General features: G+C 41.1%; 11 protein-coding genes and 2 pseudogenes. All 13 read left to right on the plus strand.

Annotated features, from left to right (window positions below):
• Positions 1 to 419: 419 nt before the first annotated feature.
• A complete protein-coding gene (locus KSX81_RS13355; protein ID WP_217726175.1) occupies positions 420 to 2480 on the plus strand; it encodes an acetate--CoA ligase family protein in 2061 nt (686 codons plus the stop codon).
• A 99-nt stretch (positions 2481 to 2579) separates the two neighbouring features.
• Positions 2580 to 4817: pseudogene (locus tag KSX81_RS13360) on the plus strand (two-component regulator propeller domain-containing protein); the annotation flags it as partial.
• A 134-nt stretch (positions 4818 to 4951) separates the two neighbouring features.
• Complete coding sequence (locus KSX81_RS13365) at positions 4952 to 6310, plus strand: transposase (RefSeq protein WP_217726205.1); 1359 nt, start codon at positions 4952 to 4954, stop codon at positions 6308 to 6310.
• Positions 6311 to 6528: 218 nt separating this feature from the next.
• Positions 6529 to 8316 (plus strand): annotated as a pseudogene (locus KSX81_RS13370) (response regulator); the annotation flags it as partial.
• Between the two features lie 56 nt (positions 8317 to 8372).
• Positions 8373 to 9380 carry a family 43 glycosylhydrolase gene (locus KSX81_RS13375; RefSeq protein ID WP_115483951.1) on the plus strand — a complete coding sequence of 336 codons (1008 nt, stop codon included), beginning with the start codon at positions 8373 to 8375 and terminating at the stop codon, positions 9378 to 9380.
• Between the two features lie 39 nt (positions 9381 to 9419).
• A complete protein-coding gene (locus KSX81_RS13380) occupies positions 9420 to 10715 on the plus strand; it encodes a Gfo/Idh/MocA family oxidoreductase (protein WP_004323019.1) in 1296 nt (431 codons plus the stop codon).
• Positions 10712 to 10957, plus strand: coding sequence for a hypothetical protein (locus KSX81_RS13385; RefSeq protein ID WP_004296583.1), 246 nt, complete (start codon positions 10712 to 10714; stop codon positions 10955 to 10957). The genes KSX81_RS13380 and KSX81_RS13385 overlap by 4 nt, the downstream gene beginning before the upstream one ends.
• A gap of 61 nt (positions 10958 to 11018) precedes the next feature.
• Positions 11019 to 12437, plus strand: a complete 1419-nt coding sequence (locus KSX81_RS13390) for a Gfo/Idh/MocA family oxidoreductase (RefSeq protein WP_115483952.1) — start codon at positions 11019 to 11021, stop codon at positions 12435 to 12437.
• A gap of 65 nt (positions 12438 to 12502) precedes the next feature.
• Positions 12503 to 13852: a DUF1080 domain-containing protein gene (locus tag KSX81_RS13395; RefSeq protein WP_004302557.1), complete on the plus strand. Its 1350-nt coding sequence runs from the start codon at positions 12503 to 12505 to the stop codon at positions 13850 to 13852.
• Between the two features lie 166 nt (positions 13853 to 14018).
• Positions 14019 to 14813, plus strand: a complete 795-nt coding sequence (locus KSX81_RS13400; RefSeq protein ID WP_074704420.1) for an FAD:protein FMN transferase — start codon at positions 14019 to 14021, stop codon at positions 14811 to 14813.
• A gap of 305 nt (positions 14814 to 15118) precedes the next feature.
• On the plus strand, positions 15119 to 18400 hold the full coding sequence (locus tag KSX81_RS13405) for a SusC/RagA family TonB-linked outer membrane protein (protein ID WP_004296579.1): 3282 nt from the start codon (positions 15119 to 15121) through the stop codon (positions 18398 to 18400).
• Positions 18401 to 18420: 20 nt separating this feature from the next.
• Positions 18421 to 20463 (plus strand): RagB/SusD family nutrient uptake outer membrane protein, encoded by a 2043-nt coding sequence (locus tag KSX81_RS13410; protein WP_004296578.1) that lies wholly within the window; start codon positions 18421 to 18423, stop codon positions 20461 to 20463.
• A 172-nt stretch (positions 20464 to 20635) separates the two neighbouring features.
• Complete coding sequence (locus KSX81_RS13415; protein WP_004296577.1) at positions 20636 to 23590, plus strand: glycosyl hydrolase 115 family protein; 2955 nt, start codon at positions 20636 to 20638, stop codon at positions 23588 to 23590.
• Positions 23591 to 23597 lie beyond the last annotated feature (7 nt).

Here is a 23597-nt window from a genome sequence, read left to right on the forward strand (position 1 = left end):
AACATGTGAGTTGTTTCTATTTGAACTTATATTTGCAATAATCTGCTCCTGAAATTAGGAATTTTGCCTTTTTGATGTTGAATCGAATGATTTAAAGTCTGTTTTGTGTGAATATGGATTATGCAACTTGCTTATCCTTCAAGTTTTCCAATATACTCCGGACTCATCTTGTATATTTTTGATTCTGTATGAGTTTTATGTCCATTTTTTCTGCATAAAGTAATATTCTGTTCTAATGATAAGAATTACATGGTAAGATTATAGCTTTGCATTTCAATAAGTCAGTATAATCTATATAATTTCTTGCTCATTTCCTCTTTTATCATCTATTTCCATCTATATTTCTCCCCTTTTTCTTTCTTTTTTCTCGTAAGAAAGAATATATTTGTACCTAAGTTAAACGAAAACCAAAGCATGATATGATAACAACCCAGTTGCTTCGTCCTGAAAGCATTGTCGTAGTAGGGGCATCGAATAATGTGCATAAGCCGGGTGGCGCAATATTAAAGAATTTGATAAACGGAGGTTATCAGGGAGAACTTCGGGCGGTGAATCCGAAGGAAAAGGAAGTGCAGGGAGTTCCCGCCTTTGCGGATGTGAATGATCTGCCGGACACAGATCTGGCAGTGTTGGCTATACCTGCTGTAATGTGTCCCGATATTGTGGAAACATTGGCCAGCAAGAAGCAAACCAGGGCATTTATCATACTTTCTGCAGGTTTTGGTGAAGAAACCCACGAAGGAGCACTGTTGGAAGAGCGTATTCTGGAAACAGTCAATAAATACGGAGCCTCATTGATTGGTCCTAATTGCATCGGATTGATGAACACATGGCATCATAGCGTGTTCAGCCAGCCAATTCCCAATTTAAATCTGAAAGGGGTGGACTTGATTTCCAGCTCCGGTGCTACGGCGGTATTTATTCTCGAAAGTGCCGTTACAAAAGGTTTGCAGTTCAATTCAGTCTGGTCGGTGGGAAATGCCAAGCAGATTGGCGTAGAAGATGTGTTGCAATTTATGGATGAGAACTTCGATCCCGAAAAAGACTCTCATCTAAAACTGCTTTATATTGAAAGTATTCAGAATCCGGACAGGTTGTTATTCCATGCTTCGTCTTTGATTAGAAAAGGATGTAAGATTGCGGCAATCAAAGCCGGAAGTTCGGAGAGCGGAAGCCGGGCGGCGTCTTCCCATACAGGCGCAATCGCCAGTTCCGATTCGGCAGTGGAAGCATTGTTCCGTAAAGCGGGGATTGTACGTTGTTTCTCTCGTGAAGAATTGACTACTGTAGGTTGTGTGTTTACTCTGCCCGAATTGAAAGGGAAGAATTTTGCTATTATCACCCATGCCGGAGGTCCGGGAGTGATGCTGACAGACGCCTTGAGTAAAGGCGGACTGAATGTTCCTAAACTGGAAGGAGAAATAGCCGAAGAACTAAAAGCCCGACTGTTCCCCGGTGCTGCCGTTGGGAATCCTATTGATATTCTGGCTACCGGAACACCGGAGCATCTGCGTCTTTGCATCGACTACTGCGAGGAGAAACTCGACAATATAGACGCCATGATGGCCATCTTCGGAACTCCGGGATTGGTTACTATGTTTGAAATGTATGATGTGCTTCATGAAAAGATGCAGACTTGCAAGAAACCGATTTTTCCCATTCTTCCTTCCATTAATACAGCCGGAGCGGAGGTTTCCGCCTTCCTGGCAAAAGGGCATGTGAATTTTGCAGACGAAGTGACCTTGGGTACTGCCCTTTCACGTATCGTCAATGCTCCTAAACCGGCAGTTCCTGAAATAGAATTGTTCGGAGTGGACGTTCCGAGGATTCGTCGTATTATTGATTCTATTCCGGAGGATGGTTATATCGCTCCCAATTATGTACAGGCATTGTTGCACGCTGCCGGTATTCCGTTGGTAGATGAATTTGTTTCCGATGATAAAGAGGAGATAGTAGCTTTTGCCCGTCGGTGCGGATTTCCGGTAGTTGCCAAAGTGGTTGGCCCTGTGCACAAATCAGATGTCGGCGGTGTCGTTCTGAACATTAAAAGTGAGCAACATCTGGCACTGGAATTTGATCGTATGATGCAGATACCTGATGCAAGAGCAATTATGGTACAGCCGATGCTGAAAGGTACGGAACTGTTTGTTGGCGCAAAATATGAAGAGAAGTTCGGTCACGTGGTACTTTGTGGTTTGGGAGGTATTTTTGTGGAGGTGCTGAAAGATGTATCTTCCGGTTTGGCTCCGCTTTCTTACGAAGAAGCTTATTCAATGATTCATTCTTTGCGTGCTTATAAAATCATTCAGGGAACACGTGGGCAAAAGGGAGTCAACGAAGATAAATTTGCTGAAATTATTGTCCGTTTGTCCACTTTGCTACGTTTCGCTACAGAGATCAAAGAAATGGATATAAATCCGCTCTTGGCAACGCAAAAGGCCGTTGTAGCAGTTGACGCGCGTATCAGAATAGAAAAATAGGACTATTCTTTCATTCATTGAGACATATTTACTATCTTTCCGCTGTGATTTTGCCTACATTTGGTAACTCAAACGGAAGGATAGAAAACACGTATGTTTATGAAGAAAGTTCTCATATTTTTAATCTGTTTAATCGGCTATCAGATCGGCTGCCATGCGCAAATGGCGGACGAGCATTATTATTTCAAAAATCTTAGTGTACAGAACGGGTTATCTCAAAATACGGTCAATGCGATTTTGCAGGATAAGCAGGGCTTTATGTGGTTCGGCACAAAAGATGGTTTGAATAGATATGACGGTTTGTCATTCCGCAAATTCAAACATGATGACCGCACACGGCGGAGCATTGGTAATAATTTTATCACAGCTCTTTATGAGGATGCAAAAGGAAATATCTGGGTAGGTACGGATGTAGGACTTTATATCTATAATCCGGAAAAAGATTCTTTCCGGCATTTTGCTGAATTGAGCGCAGAAAACACGAAAATAGAGCATACCGTAACTGCAATCTCCGGAGACAACAAAGGATGTGTCTGGATAGCGGTAGAGTCGCAGGGGCTATTTTGTTATGATCTGGAGGAAGGAATACTCCAGAACCACACATTGAAGAACTTTTCTTTTATCTCCACCAATGTCCAGTCTTTTGTTTTCGATAATAGCGGAACCCTTTGGATTGGCTGCTATGGTGATGGACTTTTCTATTCGAAAGACCGTTTGCAAACCCTTCATCCTTATGTATCACCTGTAGACGATCAAAAAACTTATGAGAATGATGTCGTGATAGGCCTGGTGAAAGGAGCATATAATTGTCTATATATAGGCTCTTTAAAAGGAGGAGTGAAAGAACTGAACCTGACCTCTAACAAACTACATGACTTACTTTCAGAGGATGAAAATGGAGAGTCTGTTTTTTGTCGCGAACTGCTGGTCGCTTCTGATAATGAATTGTGGATTGGTGCAGAATCGGGACTCTATATTTATAATCTTCGAATGGGTAAATATGTTCATTTGCGCAGTTCGATCAACGACCCTTATTCTTTGTCCGATAATGCTATTTATTCCTTGTGTAAGGATCGAGAGGGTGGTATCTGGATTGGATCTTATTTTGGAGGTGTGAACTACTATCCGCGTTTTTATACGTATTTTGAAAAATATTATCCCAAAGGAACAGATAATGGTTTGCATGGAAAACGGGTACGTGAGTTTTGCCAGGATAATCAGGGTATTCTGTGGATTGGTACGGAAGACGGCGGTTTGAACCGTTTCAACCCGAAGACCAAGACTTTTTCCTTTTTTACCCCTAGCAGTGCTTTTACCAATGTGCATGGTCTGTGTTTGATTGATAACCATCTTTGGGTAGGAACCTTTGCAAAAGGAGTGAAAGTAGTAGATACGCGTACGGGAGCTATCGTGAAAACCTATCAGAAAACAGACTCTCCCCGTTCATTGATAGACAATAGCGTGTTCTCTATTTGCCGCACAACGACGGGTGATATTTATCTGGGTACTTTATTCGGTTTGCTGCGATACAACAGACAATCTGATGATTTTGACCGGATACCGGAACTGAACGGCAGGTTTGTATATGATATAAAGGAAGATTCCGGAGGAAATCTATGGCTGGCAACTTATGCAAATGGAGCTTATTGCTACAATGTGAGCGAAAAGAAATGGAAGAACTATTTGCACGATGAAAATAATCCGAAGAGCCTTCCGTATGACAAGGTATTGAGCATCTTTGAAGACTCTCACCGGCAAATCTGGCTGACTACCCAAGGAGGGGGATTCTGTCGTTTTCAGCCGGATACGGAGACTTTTGCCAATTATAATTTGTCGGCCGGATTGCCGAACGATGTTGTATATCAGATTGTGGAGGACAAAGAAGGATTTTTGTGGTTGACAACCAACAACGGTCTGGTTTGCTTCCAACCTACCACCGGAGTGATGAAAGTATATACCACCTCTAATGGCTTGTTGGGCGACCAGTTTAATTATCGTTCAAGCTTTGAAACCGAAGATGGTACGATCTATCTGGGTAGCATCGATGGTTTTATCGCTTTTAATCCCAAGAATTTCTCGGAGAATAAGTTCATTCCGTCTGTTGCCATTACTGATTTCTTTCTGTTTGGTAAGGAGGTGTATGCCGGCGAACCGGGATCTCCGTTAGAGAAGAGTATAACTTTCTCCGACCAGCTTGTGCTCCAGTCCAATCAGAATTCTTTTTCTTTCCGTGTAGCAGCGTTGGATTTCCAGGCTCCGAAAACGAGCCGGATTATGTATAAACTGGAGGGCTTTGATACGGATTGGCTGACGGTTGGCGAAAGCCCTATCGTTACTTAGGGATATTCCTAAAATAATAAAATTTAAGGCAACTAATTCATTGCGAGTTAGTTGCCTTTTTTGTATCTTTAAGCATTCCCCCCCAAAAACGGTTTGACGGCCAAAACGGGGGGAATTAAAAATAAAAACACATGGTAAAGATACAAAAAATCTCAGAAATCGAACCTTGTTTAGGTTTTACCGAGTTCGATATGCTTAAAAAATATCGTCAAAGTTTTGCAACGAGTGAATTAGGTCGACTCCATTCTCTGTTCCCTTTCTCGGAACTGGCCCGACAAATGCATTTGAAGTCCTCTCCTTTGGGGCGTAAAAGTTATTTTTCTCCCGAAGGTAAAATAGCCTTGATGGTCTTGAAGTCCTATACCAACTTTTCCGATGCACAACTGATTGAGCATTTAAACGGTAATATTCATTACCAGTTATTTTGTGGTATTCAGATTGATCCGCTTCATCCACTGACCAATCCTAAAATCGTCAGTGCAATTCGTCAGGAACTAGCGGATCGCCTTGATATTGAGTCCCTCCAGCTCATTCTTGCCGAGCATTGGAAACCTTATCTTGAGAACCTTCATGTCTGTATGACCGATGCCACCTGTTATGAAAGTCATCTGCGCTTTCCTACTGATACCAAACTCTTATGGGAAGGTATTGTATGGCTTCATCGTCATCTGTGCAAACATTGCCAGACCTTGCACATACAACGTCCCCGTAACAAGTATCTTGATGTACGCCGTGCCTATCTTGCTTATAGCAAACTGCGTAAACGCAAGAAATCACAGACTCGTATGATTACACGAAGGTTACTTCAGTTATTGGAAAAGTTACTTGACCAGCTGGAGCAGCTTCATTCATCCTACAGGAACAGGCTTACACTATCCTCTGATTACCAAAGACGTTTCTCGGTCATACAGACAGTCCTTGAGCAAGGGAAAAATTTATTTGCAGGCAAAAAAGTGTCCAACCGTATCGTGAGTATCGACCGGCATTACCTTCGTCCCATTATCAGAGGCAAGGAAACCAAATCCGTTGAATTCGGAGCCAAAGTCAACAATATACAGATAGACGGAATCTCCTTTATAGAACATATCTCCTTTAAGGCTTTTAACGAAGGAGTACGTTTGAAAGACTGTATTCATCTGCAACAACAACTGACCGGGGTCAGGGTTAAGGCGCTTGCGGCGGATTCAATCTATGCCAATAATGCCAACCGGAAATTTTGTACAAAATATCATATAAGTACTTCCTTTAAGCGTAAGGGCAGAGCTGCCAAAGATGAGCCGCTTCGGAAAATCTTACGGTCGGAACTCAGCCGTGAAAGAGCTACCCGCCTGGAAGGAAGTTTTGGAACGCAGAAACAACATTACTCACTGGCCAGGATAAAAGCTAGAAACAGGAAAACGGAAGTACTTTGGATTTTCTTTGGGATACATACAGCCAATGCGGTATGTATGATAGAAAAGGTCGAAAAGAAAAAAAGAAAGGCAGCATAATCTGACTAAAATAACAGGAAAAACAGGAGAGGTTTTAACTTCCCCTAAAAAAGACATGTACATAATGCAAGGGTGGGAAGGAAAAAACAAGAATATGTAAACAATATTGTACAAAAAAGATAGAAGACTGGGAGAGTTGAACGAAAAAATCAAGAGAAAAGCTCACGTAAAGCAAAGCTTTTCTCTTGATTTTTTAGAAAGAGGAACATTTACTGAATATCCCTACTTATTCCAATCTTCGTTACGGTGATTATACCTTCCGGGTAAAGGTTGCTAATAGCGACGGTGTATGGAGTGACGACGAAGTGTCATTAGGGGTACATATTCTTCCTCCTTTTTACCTCTCTATATGGGCGTATTGTGTGTATGCTCTGCTGATTATCGGCTGCTCCCTGTATACGGTTATGTATTTCAAGAGACGCAGTAACAGCAAACACCGCAGGCAGATGGAGAAATTCGAGCAGGAGAAGGAACGTGAAGTTTATCATGCAAAGATTGATTTCTTTACGAATGTGGCCCACGAGATACGTACACCGTTGACGCTGATTAAAGGTCCTTTGGAAAACATCATATTGAAGAAACAGGTCGATGCGGAAACGAGGGAAGACTTGAATGTAATGAAGCAGAATACGGAACGGTTGTTGAACCTGACTAACCAGTTGCTTGATTTCCGTAAAACGGAAAGTCAGGGATTCCGCCTGAATTTTGCGAAATGTAATGTAACGGAGGTGCTGAAAGAGACTCATGTGCGTTTTACTTCCCTTGCCAAACAGAAAGGTTTGGAGTTTACTTTGCAAGTGCCCGAGGAGGATTTCTATGCGCATGTGAACCGGGAGGCGTTTACGAAGATTATCAGTAATCTGTTGAATAATGGGGTGAAGTATGCTGAAAGCTACGTACACATATCTTTGGAAGTGCCGGAAACGGATGACAACAATTCATTCTGTATTCGTACGGAGAATGATGGAGTGATTATTCCCAATGAGATGAAGGAGGAAATATTCAAGCCTTTCGTTCGTTTCAATGAAAAAGAAGACGGCAAGGTGACTACCGGAACAGGAATCGGCTTGGCTCTTTCCCGTTCATTGGCTGAACTGCATCAAGGGACTTTAGCTATGGGAGAAGGGGAAGAAAATAATACCTTCTGTTTGATTTTGCCGATTGTTCAGGACATGACAATAACCTTAACCCCGGAACCGGAAGTTGAAATAGACAGGATGAATGAAATTCCTGTTGGAGAGACGGAAAAGAAAGATAACCGGCCTACAGTGCTGGTTGTAGAAGATAATCCGGATATGCTTGCCTTTGTAGTGCGTCAGCTATCGAAAGAATATACTGTATTGACTGCCACTAATGGTGCGGAAGCGTTGCAAGTGTTGGATGGTAATTATGTGAACTTGGTGGTTAGTGATGTTGTGATGCCTGTGATGGATGGTTTTGAATTGTGTAAGACGATCAAGTCAGATTTGAATTATAGCCATATTCCCGTTATTTTGTTGACTGCGAAGACGAATATCCAGTCTAAGATAGAGGGAATGGAACTGGGAGCAGATGCTTATCTGGAGAAACCTTTTTCTGTGGAATATTTACAGGCTTGTGCTTCCAGCCTTATTCAGAATAGGGAGAAACTGCGCAAGGCTTTTGCACAGTCTCCTTTTGTGGCAGCCAATACGATGGCGTTGACAAAAGCTGACGAAGATTTTATAAAGAAGTTGAATGAGGTTATCCAGGTGAATTATAGTAATCCGGAATTTAGCATGGATGATATGGCGGATAGCCTGAATATGAGCCGTTCTAATTTCTATCGGAAGATAAAGGGAGTCTTGGATTTGAGTCCGAATGAATATCTTCGACTGGAACGTTTGAAGAAGGCTGCTCAATTATTGAAAGAAGGAGAAAACCGGGTAAATGAGATTTGCTATATGGTAGGGTTTAATTCTCCGTCTTATTTTGCCAAGTGTTTCCAGAAGCAATTTGGAGTGTTACCCAAAGATTTTGTAAGTTAATATTAATTTATAGCTATAAAGATAAGGTAAAAAGGAGCTTTTAAAAGAATGATTTGATGAAAAAGTATGTAAATTTGTTCGTTTTCGTATTCATGATAGGTGCTTGTCTTTCGCAGGGGAGAGCACAGACAAAGTCTGCAGTGAGTTATAAGAATCCGGTTGTAGATATTGCCATGCCCGACCCTACGGTGATTAAAGCTGCAGATGGTTATTTTTATGTGTATGCTACCGAATCTACCAGAAACGTTCCGATCATGAAGTCGAAAGATTTGGTGGAATGGACGTATTGCAACACTGCATTCACGAATAAAACTCGTCCCAGGTTTGAACCTAAAGCTGGAATCTGGGCACCTGACATTAATTATATTAACGGTAAATATGTGCTTTATTATGCAATGTCAGTGTGGGGAGGAGAACAAACGTGTGGAATAGGGGTAGCTACGGCCGACTCTCCGCAGGGACCTTTTACGGATCATGGTAAGATGTTCCGTAGCAATGAGATTGGTGTACAGAACTCGATCGATCCCAGTCTCCTGCAGTATGAGGGGAGAAACTATTTGGTATGGGGCAGCTTCCGGGGAATATATGTTATTGAACTGACTGCGGATGGGCTGTCGATCATGCCGGGAGCGAAAAAAAAGAGAATAGCGGGAACTGCTTTTGAAGCTGTTTATATCCATAAGCACGACGATTATTATTATATGTTTGCCTCCATAGGAAGTTGTTGTCAAGGAGTGAAAAGTACATATAAAGTCGTAGTGGGACGTTCCAAGAAAGTATGGGGCCCGTACAAAGACAAGACCGGTAAACCGATGTTGAAGAATGGTTATTCTTTGGTGATAGGTGCGAATGATCATTTTGTAGGCAATGGGCACGGTTCGCAGATTATCCGGGATGATGCCGGACAAGACTGGCTTCTGTATCATGGATTTTTAAGATCAACTCCGGAGAACGGACGTATTCTGTTGTTGGACCAGATCAAGTGGGACCAAGAAGGTTGGCCTTACGTAGAGGGAGGATCTCCTTCTTACGAAACACAAAAAGCACCTGTATTTAATAACTGATTTTCAAATAAACCAATTATAATCTTAAATACCACAAGCATGAAACATACCCCTATTAGCAGGCGGGATTTTCTAAAGAATTTAGGCATAGCCGGGGCTGGCACTCTTCTTGCAGCAAGCCCTTGGCTTTCTGCTTTTTCGGAGGTGATGAACACCTCAAACGAAAAGTGTCGTTTGGCAATTATCGGTCCCGGTTCCCGGGGACAGTTTTTAATGGGATTTCTGACTAAAAATCCTAAAGTCGATATTGTTGCATTGTGCGACATTTATAAACCGTCTATTGAAAAAGCACTGAAGCTCGTTCCTAATGCCAAGGTGTACGGTGACTATCGAGAAGTGTTGGAAGATAAGTCGATAGATGCCATACTCGTGGCTACTCCTCTTAGTTCGCATTGTAAGATAGTGCTGGATGCTTTTGACGCAGGAAAGCACGTTTTTTGCGAAAAGTCGATAGGTTTCACGATGGAGGAATGTTATCGTATGTATCAGAAACACCGTAGCACGGGAAAAATATTCTTCACAGGGCAACAGCGTCTGTTCGATCCTCGTTACATTAAAGCAATGGAGATGATTCATGCGGGTACCTTCGGTGAAATAAATGCAATCCGTACCTTCTGGAACCGGAATGGGGATTGGAGACGTTCGGTACCTTCACCCAATCTGGAACGTCTGATAAACTGGCGTCTTTACAAGGAGTTCTCAAAAGGATTGATGACGGAACTCGCTTGCCATCAGCTTCAGATCGGAAGCTGGGCTTTGCGTAAGATACCCGAAAAGGTGATGGGACACGGTGCCATCACTTATTGGAAAGATGGCAGGGATGTGTATGACAATGTGAGTTGTGTATATGTGTTTGATGATGGGGTAAAGATGACATTCGATTCTGTCATTTCCAATAAATTCTATGGACTGGAAGAACAGATCATGGGTAATCTCGGAACGGTAGAACCGGAAAAGGGAAAATATTACTTTGAGAGTGTAGCTCCTGCACCGGCCTTCCTGCAGATGGTGAATGACTGGGAGAACAAGGTATTCGATTCTCTGCCTTTTGCCGGAACAAGCTGGGCACCGGAAACTGCAAACGAAAACAAAGGAGAATTCATTATCGGAGAACGTCCCAAGAGCGATGGTACATCATTGTTGTTGGAAGCTTTTGTTGAGGCCGTCATAACACAAAAACAACCTAAAAACATCGCGGAAGAAGGATATTATGCAAGTATGCTCTGTTTGTTGGGACATCAGGCATTGGAAGAAGAACGGACGCTCTATTTCCCTGATGAGTATAAAATAGACTATCTGAACCATCAATCTGTAAAAACACCCGAAGCAATATGAAAGACACGATTGTAACCGCACGACGTAAGAAAATTGAGTTAATCACTTTACTCGTTTGTTTCGTAGTATCTAATTTGATACATCTTTATGCAATTATTGCTTATCATGCGCCATTTACGGAGATGATAACGTCTATTTTTTATATAATTATATTTACTTTTGTGCTTTATGCTTGTTGGGGGATTTTGCGCCTTTTATTTTATGGAATGCAAGCACTATTTAAAAAGAAGGGCAGGAGTTGATAGTTTTCCTATATAATTTTAAAAGAAGAACTTAATCAATATCAATGAAAATGAATAATTTATGGTAACACGAAGGGATTTTTTGAAAACGATGTCGATGGCTTCAGCCGGATTGGCATTAGGAACCGGTGATTTATTACATGCGCAAACCGCTTCACCTAAAAAAGGAAGAGGTGACAAAGTGAAGATTGCTTATATCGGCATTGGTAACCGTGGAGAGCAGATTATTGAAGACTTTGCACGGACTGGTTTGGTGGAAGTGGTGGCTTTATGTGATGTAGACATGGGTGCCAAACACACACAAAAGATAATGGCTAAATACCCAAAAGCAAAACAGTTTAGGGATTTCCGCCAAATGTTTGATAAGGCCGGTAACGAATTTGATGCCGTGGCAATTGCTACTCCTGACCATTCGCATTTCCCGATTAGCATGCTGGCTTTGGCTTCCGGAAAGCATGTATATGTAGAGAAACCGTTGGCACGTACTTTCTATGAAGCGGAACTGTTGATGCAAGCTGCACTTAAACGTCCGAATCTGGTTACTCAAGTAGGAAATCAGGGACATTCTGAAGCAAACTATTTCCAGTTTAAAGCTTGGATGGATGCGGGAATTATCAAGGATGTTACTGCTATCACTGCCCACATGAATAACCCGCGCCGTTGGCATAAATGGGACACTAATATTTATAAACTTCCTTCCGGTCAGCAACTGCCGAAAGATCTGGACTGGGACACTTGGCTTGGAGTTACTCCTTATCACGAGTATAATAAAGATTATCATTTGGGACAATGGCGTTGTTGGTATGATTTTGGTATGGGAGCATTGGGCGACTGGGGAGCACATATCCTCGACACGGCTCACGAATTTCTGGAACTGGGATTGCCATACGAAGTCACTATGCAATATGCAAAAGGGCATAATGATTACTTCTTCCCGTATTCTTCCACGATTCTCTTCCGTTTCCCGCAACGTAAAGGAATGCCACCGGTAGATATTACCTGGTATGATGGTCTGGATAATCTTCCTCCTATTCCTGCTGGTTATGGAGTTTCGGGATTAGATCCGAACATCCCGGTAACTAATCAGGGAGATACTCCGAAATCTAAGTTGAATCCTGGAAAAATCATTTATACTAAGGATTTGATCTTCAAGGGTGGTAGTCATGGAAGCACTTTGTCTATTATTCCGGAAGAGAAAGCCAAAGAGATGGCAGACAAGTTGCCGGAGGTTCCTAAAAGTCCTTCCAATCACTTCGAGAATTTCTTGCTGGCATGTCAAGGTATTGAAAAGACACGCTCGCCGTTCGAAATCAATGGTGTGTTGAGCCAGGTATTCTCACTGGGTGTGATGGCTCAACGACTTAATACACAGTTGTTCTTTGACCCTCGTACGAAGCAGATTACAAATAATGAATTTGCTAATGCAATGCTGGCGGGACTTCCACCGCGTAAAGGTTGGGATGAATTTTATAAATTATAAATAGAAAATAGCCTTTTCCATTCCTTCTTCGAATATAAGGGAGTGGGAAAGACTAATCAATGATTATGAAGAAGAATATCGTATTAACTTTACTTTTATTCTGTGCCGCTTCTTTAGGTGCACAGAATTGGGAACCTCTTTTCAATGGAAAGAACCTGAAAGGATGGAAGAAATTGAATGGCAAAGCCGAGTATAAAATTGTAGATGGTGCCATTGTCGGTGTATCTAAAATGGGAACACCCAATACTTTTTTGGCAACGACAAAGAATTATGGTGACTTTATCCTTGAGTTTGACTTCAAGGTCGATGACGGTTTAAATTCCGGAGTACAGCTTCGTAGTGAAAGCAAGAAAGATTATAAGAAGGGTCGTGTACACGGTTATCAGTTTGAGATCGATCCTTCCAAACGCGCTTGGTCAGGTGGTATCTATGATGAGGCACGTAGAAACTGGCTTTATCCTTTGACGCTGAATCCGTCGGCAAAAACCGCTTTTAAGAATAACGCATGGAATAAAGCCCGTATTGAGGCTGTAGGTAACTCAATTCGTACTTGGATAAACGGAGTACCTTGTGCTAATATCTGGGATGATATGACTCCTGTGGGCTTCATTGCTTTGCAAGTGCACGCCATTGGAAATGCGGCAGATGAAGGTAAAACAGTTAGTTGGAAAGATATCCGCATTTGTACGACGGACGTAGAACGCTATCAGACACCGGAAGCGCAAGCTGCACCGGAAGTGAACCTGATTGCCAATACGATTTCTCCGAACGAAGCAAAAGAAGGATGGACTCTATTATGGGATGGCAAGACTACTGATGGATGGAGAGGAGCTAAACTTTCTACTTTCCCCGCAAAAGGCTGGAAGATAGAAGATGGTATTCTGAAAGTAATGAAGAGTGGTGGTGCTGAATCAGCTAATGGCGGTGATATTGTGACTACCCGTAAATACAAGAACTTTATTCTGAAAGTAGATTTTAAGATTACTGAAGGTGCAAATAGCGGAATTAAATATTTCGTAAACCCGGATATGAATAAAGGTGCAGGTTCTGCTATCGGTTGTGAATTCCAGATTCTTGATGATGACAAACATCCTGATGCAAAACTGGGTGTGAAAGGTAATAGAAAGCTAGGGTCGTTGTATGATTTGATTCCGGCTCCTAAGAATAAACCTTTCAACAAGAAAGAATTTAATACAGCTACCATTATCGTAAAAGGTAACCATGTAGAACATTGGTTGAACGGCGTTAAATTGATTGAATATGATCGTAACAATGATATGTGGAATGCATTGGTAGCATACAGTAAATATAAAAACTGGCCTAATTTCGGAAATCCGGAGGAAGGAAATATACTTCTTCAGGACCACGGAGACGAAGTGTGGTTCAAGAACGTGAAGATTAAAGAACTGAAATAAGGTGTATTCCATGTTATTGTGGGAGATACGTCAAAATTCCTTATGATTTTTACTCAGGCATGGATTACGCGGATTACGCGGTTGCTATTTCATTGGAACAACCGTAAAATCCGTGTAATCTGTGCCTAATTTGTCCTACTATACGATGCAAGTCCCTATTCAACATATGTATAAACCATCCCATGAAGGTAATGGACTGCTTTATGCCTGGTTTCTTTCCATGCATACACGGGTGGATATTATCCTGTATAGCCAGAAAACGGAAAGAGAATTGTTGCTTGTGGTTAATCGTATTTATGACGCATTGTGCCGGTTGGAAAAGATGGCGAACTTTTATGATCCGGCCAGCGAATTGTCTTTTGTCAACCGAACTGCTCCGACTTCACCAGTTGTTCTTAGCGAAGAACTCTATTCAATGATTGATTTATGCCTGAAATATAACGGGAAGACTCTGGGGTGTTTTGATATTACAGTCCATTCGGAAAATTACAATCAGAACACGATACAATCGGTTCATTTATCAGTCGAAGATCATAGCATCTATTTCTCACAACCGGGAGTTACTGTCAACTTATCCGGCTTTCTTAAAGGGTATGCTTTGGATACAATTAAAAGCATACTGAATGAGTTTTTGATAGAGAATGCATTGATAAATATAGGAAACAGTTCCGTCCTTGCTTTAGGTAATCATCCGGTAGGATCGGGATGGAAAGTCAATAATATACTTCTTCATAATGAGTGTCTTACAACCTCCGGTAATGACTCTCCTGAACGTCGGCATATTGTTTCTCCTCGAAACGGGAAATTGGTGGAAGGCGTTCAACAGATAGCTGTGGTTACACCCGATGGAGCGATAGGAGAAATATTGTCTACCGCTTTGTTTGCTGCTGACGGCGAACAGCGTAGAGCTTTGATGGGTATATATGCACAATGTCGTGTATATATATATCCACCGTGCTGAATATATATACTCACCGTGCTGGTCATATATATCCACCATACTATATTGGCCATATATATCCAATGATACTATCTAATCAATTGCTAGGGTATAGATAGGAGCATAATTAATTGTTAACTACAGACAAATGCTCTAAAGTTAGTTATGACCTGATTTTTTTGTTTTTTGAGACAAAAATACTATTTGAGATAAATTTGCATTTGTAACTTTGTATTATAAAATTGATGTAACTATTGAAATATAACGTGGATAAAAGTAGATAGATTCAATATAAGCTTTATAATATTAACTCAAATTTATTTAGTATGAAAAACAAAAAAGAAGGTTTCACGTTTCGGGTAGGATTGTTCTTACTATTGGTGACTTTTTGTCTTGGTACAGTACAGGCTCAAAGTTCTAAAATTACGGGATATGTGAAAGATCAATCGGGTGAACCGCTGATTGGAGTAAATGTGATGGAAAAAGGGACCACTAATGGAACAGTAACCGATCTAAATGGGTTCTATAGCATTGTGGTAAAGGCTTCAAATGCTGTGTTGAATTTCAGTTATATTGGTTATAAGAATCAAGAAATCTCGGTAGCAGGTAAAAAACTGATTGACGTCACAATGAAAGATGATTCAGAGACGCTAGATGAAGTAGTTGTAGTGGGTTATGGTACGATGCGTAAAAAGGATTTAACAGGTTCGGTCGTTCAAGTTCGTCCTGATAAGATTGCCAATGAAAATCCTAAAACAGTTCAAGACATTTTACGTGGAACACCGGGATTAGTGGTAGGTTATGGTGAAGGTGATGCAGGCGCAAAAGGCGGCGGTGAGATGAAGATCCGTGGACAACGTTCCGTTTATACAGATGGTGGTCATAATAATCCATTGATTATCCTCGACGGTATGTTCTTTCAAGGAGAACTCTCGGAAATTAATCCGGATGATATTGGGCAAATAGATGTTTTGAAAGACGCGTCGGCAGCTGCTGTTTATGGAGCACAAGCTGCAAACGGTGTAATCATCATCACAACGAAAAAAGGTAAAAAAGGTAAGCCTGTGGTTAATTTCACAGCTAGTGTAGGTTTAACTCAAAAGGCTGCCTATCGTGATAGATGGCAAACTACGGACGAATATCTGCAACACTATGTAGACTGGAAAGAAAAAAACACTTATGGTGTGAATGCTGAAACAGGAGAATATGCAGCTTATTCAAGACCTGGTAATGAATATACTTCAAAGCCAGAGTATTTCCGAAATCCTAATAATTTGTCGGATGCAGTGTCTTTGGAACAGTGGCGTAATTATTCAACCAATCGGGAAGGAGAATCTGATCTTAGTATTTGGGCAAGGCGTTTAGGATTTAGATATGATACGGCTTTACTTGACAATCTTTTGTCGGGAAAGACCGTTGATTGGCAAGATGAAGCGTTTCGATTAGGTTTCAATCAAGACTATAATGTAAGCATTAGCGGTGCCGGCGATAAGGTGGATTATTACATGTCTTTAGGTTATCTGCGCAATGAAGGAGCGTTTGTCGACGATACTTATCGAGCTATCCGTGCAAACTTGAAACTAAATGCAAAAGTAACCAATTGGTTTGAAGTGGGTGCAAATATAAACTTTCAAGATCGTTCGGATGGTGAAATCGGCATGGATAAAGGTGGTTTTATGGAAAACAGTCCATACGCCATGTTGAAAGACGAAAATGGAAACTATACACAAGACCCCTTGATGTATCAATATGACCGTGCTAATGAAACAAACTGGTATTTTGAGAAGCAATATATTCAATTGGAAAAAGGGTATACTACATTGAATACTATCTTCAATGCTAAAGTAAAATTGCCTTTCAACATCACTTATCAGTTTAATATTGCGCCCCGTTTTCAATTTTTCTATGACCGTTATTTTACGTCTGCAGAAAGACCTAATTCCAATCCTAATGACCGTGGAACAAATCGGGAACAGGCCAAACGTTTTAATTGGTCTCTGAACAATACTATTACTTGGGATCAGACTTTTGCTAACAAGCACCATGTTATTTTGACATTTGTGCAAGAAGCGGAAGAACGCCAATATTGGTCAGACCGAATTGAAGCCCGTAATATTTTGCCATCTGACGCGCTTGGGTTCCATAACACCCAGAATGGAGATAAGTCTGTCAGTACATTCAGAACTGATGATAATCATCAAACGGCTGATGCATTGATGGCACGCGCATTCTATTCTTACGATGATCGTTATATGGTTACTGGTACCATCAGACGTGACGGCTATTCGGCTTTTGGGGCAAATAATCCTTATGCATGGTTTCCTTCCGGAGGTATAGCATGGTCATTCACTAATGAGGATTTTTTCCAAAAATATGCTCATATCATGAATAGTGGTAAACTGCGTGTTTCATACGGTAAAAATGGTAATCGTTCATTGGAAAATCCTTACGAAGCACTTGCCAATCTTTATCCGGGGGGTGGTAAAATGCAAGGTTATATCACTTCTTCAGGTGACTTATATTTAATGCGTTATTTGATGGCTCAACGTATGAAGAATCCGAATCTGCAATGGGAAAAAACACAATCGTGGAACTTTGCATTGGACTTTGGATTTTTAAATGACCGTATTACAGGTACATTGGAATATTATCGAATGAGTACCAAAGATATGATTATGAGACAACCTTTGTCTAACTTTACTGGATTTGAGAATATTACTACCAATTTAGGACAGGTGGATAATAGTGGTTTTGAGGTGGCATTGAATACTTTGAATATTGATAAGAAAAATTTCCAATGGAGCTCATCATTCAGTCTCTCATATAATAAAAACAGAATCAAACATTTGTTTGGTGATCGTCAAGATATAGTGGATGCCACTGGAAGTGTGGTAGGTTCAAGAGAAGCGGACTATGTGGCAGCCGGCTGGTTTATCGATAAGCCTATTAGTGCGATTTGGGATTATAAAGTGACGGGAATCTGGCAGAAAGATGAGGTTGAAGAAGCTAAAAAATACGGGCAGGTTCCTGGAGACCCGAAAGTATGGAACAATCCGGCTAACGACCAATACGATGCTGATGGTAATTTAGTAAAGGTTGTCTATAATAATGATGATAAAGTATTCCAAGGACAAACCGCCGCTCCGGTTACATGGGCATTGCGTAATGATTTCACCTTGTGGAAAGATTTAACCCTTTCTGTGAATATTTACTCTCGTATGGGGCATAAGAGTCTGGAAAGTATGTATTTGAACAATGATGACGACGGTGGCGGCATGACTTACAGATTGGTGAACAAGAATGCGAAGGAATATTGGACTGTAGACAATCCTACTAATAAATATGCACGTATCGAGGCGCAAGGCCCGGAAGGTGCAAAAGGTGCACGTAGATTATATAATCGTTCTTTCATTCGTTTAGAAAATATATCTGTCGGCTATACATTGCCTAGGGCTTGGACGGAAAAAATACAAATCGATCGTGTGAAAGTGTATGGCTCTGTTCGTAACGCAGCTGTATGGGCTAAAGATTGGGAAGGATATGGCGACCCTGAAACCGGAAATTTTGCATCTCGTATTTGGACGCTTGGACTTAATTTAACATTCTAATCTTTTAAACAGAAACGTATATGAAAAATTATATTCAAAAATATATTTGTAAAAGTGTAGCTTTATTTGTAGGCACTTCATTAATGTTGACCGGATGTTCAGAAAGTTTTTTGGATCCGGATCCTCAAACAATGTTTGAACCGGAAACTGTATTTTCTACGGAAAATGGTATAAAATCTGTATTGGCTATTTGTGACCGTCAGCTTAAACGTAATTATGTGAGTGAAGATTCCAGAGAGATGATAGCACTGCCCACAGAATATACTTTTTCAGATTTGATGGTACCGTCTGCGACTGATAAAAGCGGGTTGTTGGATAATGTTGACAATCTGTTGAGGCCGAACAGCGACCAAACTAACGAAAAAAATCTAGGACGCACAAACAGTATATACTTCTTCTGGAGACAAAATTTTGAAGGTGTTAGAAATGCTAATACAATACTTTCGTTTATTGGTAATGTACCAATGGACGAAACATTGAAAAACGAATACATTGGCCGTGCCTATTTCCATCGGGCTTATCGCTATTATTCATTAGTTTTTCAATTTGGACATGTACCTTTGTTGACAAAACTTCCGGAAGTTCCTAAGCAGAACTATCGATCTACTCACCGTGACGCTATTCTGAAAAAAATGGTAGCAGATATGGAATTTGCTGTACAATGGGTTCCTGAACAGAAAGATATGGATTATGTTGGTATGGTAAATAAAGGCGCTTGCCGTATGTTGCTTTCTAAACTCTATATGTCTATTGGCGAATTCGGGAAGGCAAAGGAACAGTTGGATATCTTAATTGATAAATCAGGCTATTCTTTGATGAAAGAATCTTTCGGAACCTTTTTTGAAGGCGGCGAATCTGTATCATGGCCCATTACCCGCAATGTTATCTGGGATTTACATCGTCCGGAGAACAAGTTGATTGCTGCCAACAAAGAAGTGATTATGGGTATGCCTAACCGGGGAGCAGCTAAAGAATCATTCATCCCGATGTTGACTATGCGTATTATGTATCCTTTCTTCTTTGATAATAGAATCAAAATGCCTGATGGAAAGCAAGCTCTATTCAACTATACTCGTAAAGATGGTAAATATCGTAAAGAATATGATTATATGCGTGGACTGGGACGTGGTATATCTACATTCCGTACTACCACTTTCTATCAAGACGATTTGTGGGCTGTTAATGATAAAATGGATCAAACCGATTTGCGGCATAGTGCAGAGACGGGAAACTGGATGCACATGGAGAAACTGAAATGTAATAATCCGGATTCTGAATTTTTTGGGCAAAATATTAAGCTTTACGCAGAAGATGATTATTACAATGAGAAAAATGAACTTGTTACCCGTAAGGGAGATTTGATGTGTTCTGACACTATTCGTCGTTGGTATGACGTCCCTCATTACATTTTCTGCCTGAATGATGTCATCAATCAAGCTAAGGAAACCAATAATGGTCTGGAAGGAGCTACGGATGGCAGTATTGCTGATTGGTATTTGTATCGTTTGGCGGAAGCCTACCTGCTGCGTGCAGAAGTAAAATTCTATATCAATCCGGATGATCCAACAATCAAGGATGATATAAACATCATCAGAGAACGTGCTCATTGTACTGAATTTTATGTAGGTAAGGTTACTATCGGTGATATCATGGATGAACGTGCGCGTGAACTTTTCTTTGAAGAATGGCGTAATGTAGAGTTAACCCGTGTGTCACTCTGTTTGGCTATCAGCGGCAGAGCGGACGAGTTCGGGAATACATATAAAGTGGAAACATTCGATAAGCAATCTGGCACCGATTCTGAAGGTGGTAGCTATTGGTATCAACGTTGCATAAAGAAAGGTATGTACAACAAAGGCGTTACTATTAACGTAAATGCTACTAAAACAGATATCAATTATATCATGGGTAAACATAACATTTATTGGCCTATTCCTGAAAAAGCAATCGTTTCTAACGGAAAGGCTCCTTTGTATCAGAACTACGGTTATGATGGTTATGATCCGAATGTGCAGATATGGGAAACTTGGGAAGAGGCTGTGGCTGATGAAGACAGATTCTGATAGATGAGGAAAGCTTTCAATAATAGATAATAAATTAGCCACCGTAACTTCGAATCTCGAGTTGCGGTGGTTGTTTTTTGAACATATTCTGCTATTTATAGGTCGGTTTCTTTTATTCGTTTTATTGCTTTTTGCCTTACTTTGCGTTATCAATAGTCAATCTAATGTATATATGAAAAATAAAATTTTATTGCTGGGCTTATTTTGTTGTAGCCTGATTTCGGCAAAAGCACAAGTTTTACTCGACAAAGGAACCGGAAAGAATAGTTTTCCTATTGTTTCTTCATCAACGAATGCAGTTATCTGTTTTGATGGAAAAGATGCAACTGTAGTACGTAAAAGCGCTTCTCTTTTTGTGGATGATGTTCGTCGTGTGACGGGACAAGAGTTGAGAATAGATGAAAGCAAGCCCGGGAAAGTATCTGCGCGGTATGCGATTATTGCCGGTACTATAGGAAAAAGCGAGTGGATTGACGCTTTGGTATCGAGACACAAAATAGATACAGCTGCCATTGCCGGAAGTTGGGAGCGTTATATGATAGAAGTGGTCAATAATCCTATTCCGGGCATAAAGAAAGCAATTGTCGTAGCTGGAAGTGACAGGCGTGGTACTGCTTACGGACTTCTTTCCATATCAAAAGCAATAGGAGTATCTCCTTGGTACTGGTGGGCGGATGCTCCAATCAAACAGCAAAAACAAGTTAGTGTAAAAGTTGATAAGTTCATTTCTAAAACACCGTCTGTCAAGTTCAGAGGGATATTTATCAATGATGAGGACTGGGGACTCTATCGTTGGTCAAAACGCAATTTTGAAAAAGAACGTGGAAACTTCGGACCGAGAACGTATGCAAAGGTGTGTGAACTGCTGTTGCGTCTTCAGGCTAATTATCTTTGTCCGGCTATGCATGACGCATCCATGGCATTCCACCGTATTCCTGAAAATCGCCTGGTAGCGGATAGCTTTGCTATTGTCATGGGATCCTCTCATTGTGAACCGTTATTGTTTAACACGGCAAGTGAGTGGAAGCGTGATAAAATGGGTGAATGGGACTATATCAATAATAAGGATGGAGTCAACAAAGTGTTGAAATCACGTGTAGATGAATGTGCTCCGTTTGAAAATGTATATACTTTGGCTTTGCGTGGATTGCACGACCGGGCAATGAATGCAAGCAATAATATGAATGATAGAAAGGAAATGCTTCAGGAAGCTTTGATGGCACAAAGGCAAATGCTGGTAGATGCCATCGGTAAGCGTGCGGAAGACATTCCTCAAGCCTTTACTCCTTATAAGGAAGTGCTGGATGTATACGATCAGGGATTGGAACTTCCGGATGATGTGACTATTATCTGGCCGGATGATAATTATGGATATATGAAACGTTTGAGCAGTCCGAAAGAACAGAAACGTTCCGGACGTTCGGGAGTATATTATCATTCTTCTTATCTGGGTAAACCTCACGATCATCTTTGGATGAACACAACTTCACCCACATTAATGTATGAAGAACTCCGTAAAGCTTATGACATGACAGCTGATCGTATCTGGCTGCTCAATGCCGGAGACATCAAATCATGTGAATTTGCTGTTGATTATTTCCTGACGATGGCTTTCGATATTGATTCATTCAGTTTTGAAAGAGCGGCAAACTATCGTACCGAATGGTTGTGTGGCATGTTGGGAGATGACTATCGGGTTGAATATCAGGATGTGATAAATTCTTTCTATAAATTGGCCTTTGCGCGTAAGCCGGAGTTTATGGGATGGGGTTATCAGTGGGCTACCGACAAACACGGAAGAGAACGGAATACAGATACTGATTTTTCGCTTGCCAATTATCGTGAAGTGGATACTCGTTTGGCTGAATATCAACGGATAGGGAATATGGTAGAGAAAATCCTGAAAGCTTTGCCAGAAGATAAGAAAGCATGCTATTATCAATCATTATACTATCCGGTGAAAGGATGTGAACTATTGAACCGTATGATTCTCAACGGACAGAGAAACCGTTGGTACTCTATTCAACAGAGGGCAACTACCGCAGAACTGGAAAAAATGACTAAGGCTTGTTATGATAGTCTGGAAGTAATAACAAAAGGATATAACTCATTACTTGGAGGTAAATGGGATCATGTAATGACCATGAAACAGGGATTTGCCGCAGCCTACTTTGAACTCCCGGCTCTGCGGAAGGTAAATCTGGCATCTGCAGCCTCTTTGGGCATATTGGCCGAAGGAGAGGATATTTTGAAAGGGCAGAAGAGTTTCCATTCCCTGCCATGTTTCAACACATACTTCCGCCAATCCTATTACGTAGACGTTTTCAATAAAGGAGCGACTCCTCTGAAATGGAAAGCATCGGTTTCAGATAACTGGATTCTGTTAAGTCAGAAAGCCGGAGAAACTACCACGGAAAATCGTATAGAAGTCTCAATCGACTGGGCTAAGGTCCCGACTGGTGAGAAAGTATTCGGAACGTTGGAAATCGCATCTGATCGTGGCGAGAAGGAGAATGTTTATATTTCAGTCTTCAACCCTTCTTCTCCTTCATTAGCCGAAATGGACACTTTATTTGTAGAGCACAATGGATATGTTTCTATTGACGCTGCCGGTTTTCACCGGAAGGTAGAGAACAAAGCTATTCAAATGAGAACGATTCCTAACTTGGGAATAGAAAATACAGCTATTCAACTAGGTGACCCGACAGCCGCCCCGCAGCGGACAGCAGGTCGCAGTACCCCTCGCCTGGAATATGATTTCTATACATTCGAACAAGGTTCGGTTGATGTCTACACATACGTATTGCCTACATTTACATTAAGTAAGGACCGTGGGTATGCCGGACATGAAGCAACGAATGTGGAAACGAAATATGGAGTATGTATTGACGAAGGTCCTGTGATGAATCCTTCTACTTCTTCTTTTGAGTATGCACAAATCTGGTACGAAAGTGTGTTGAAGAACTGTAGAATCAACAAAACCACTTTGCATATCGACAAACCGGGTAAACACACAGTGAAAATTATATGTGGCGATGCCGGAACTGTATTGCAAAAGATTGTCTTGGATTTCGGAGGAATGAAGCGCTCATATTTAGGTCCGCAACCGACGAGACAGGGAAAATAGCAAGTTG

The organism is Bacteroides sp. MSK.18.37 (genome assembly GCF_019129155.2).
Classification (GTDB): Bacteria; Bacteroidota; Bacteroidia; order Bacteroidales; family Bacteroidaceae; genus Bacteroides; species Bacteroides ovatus.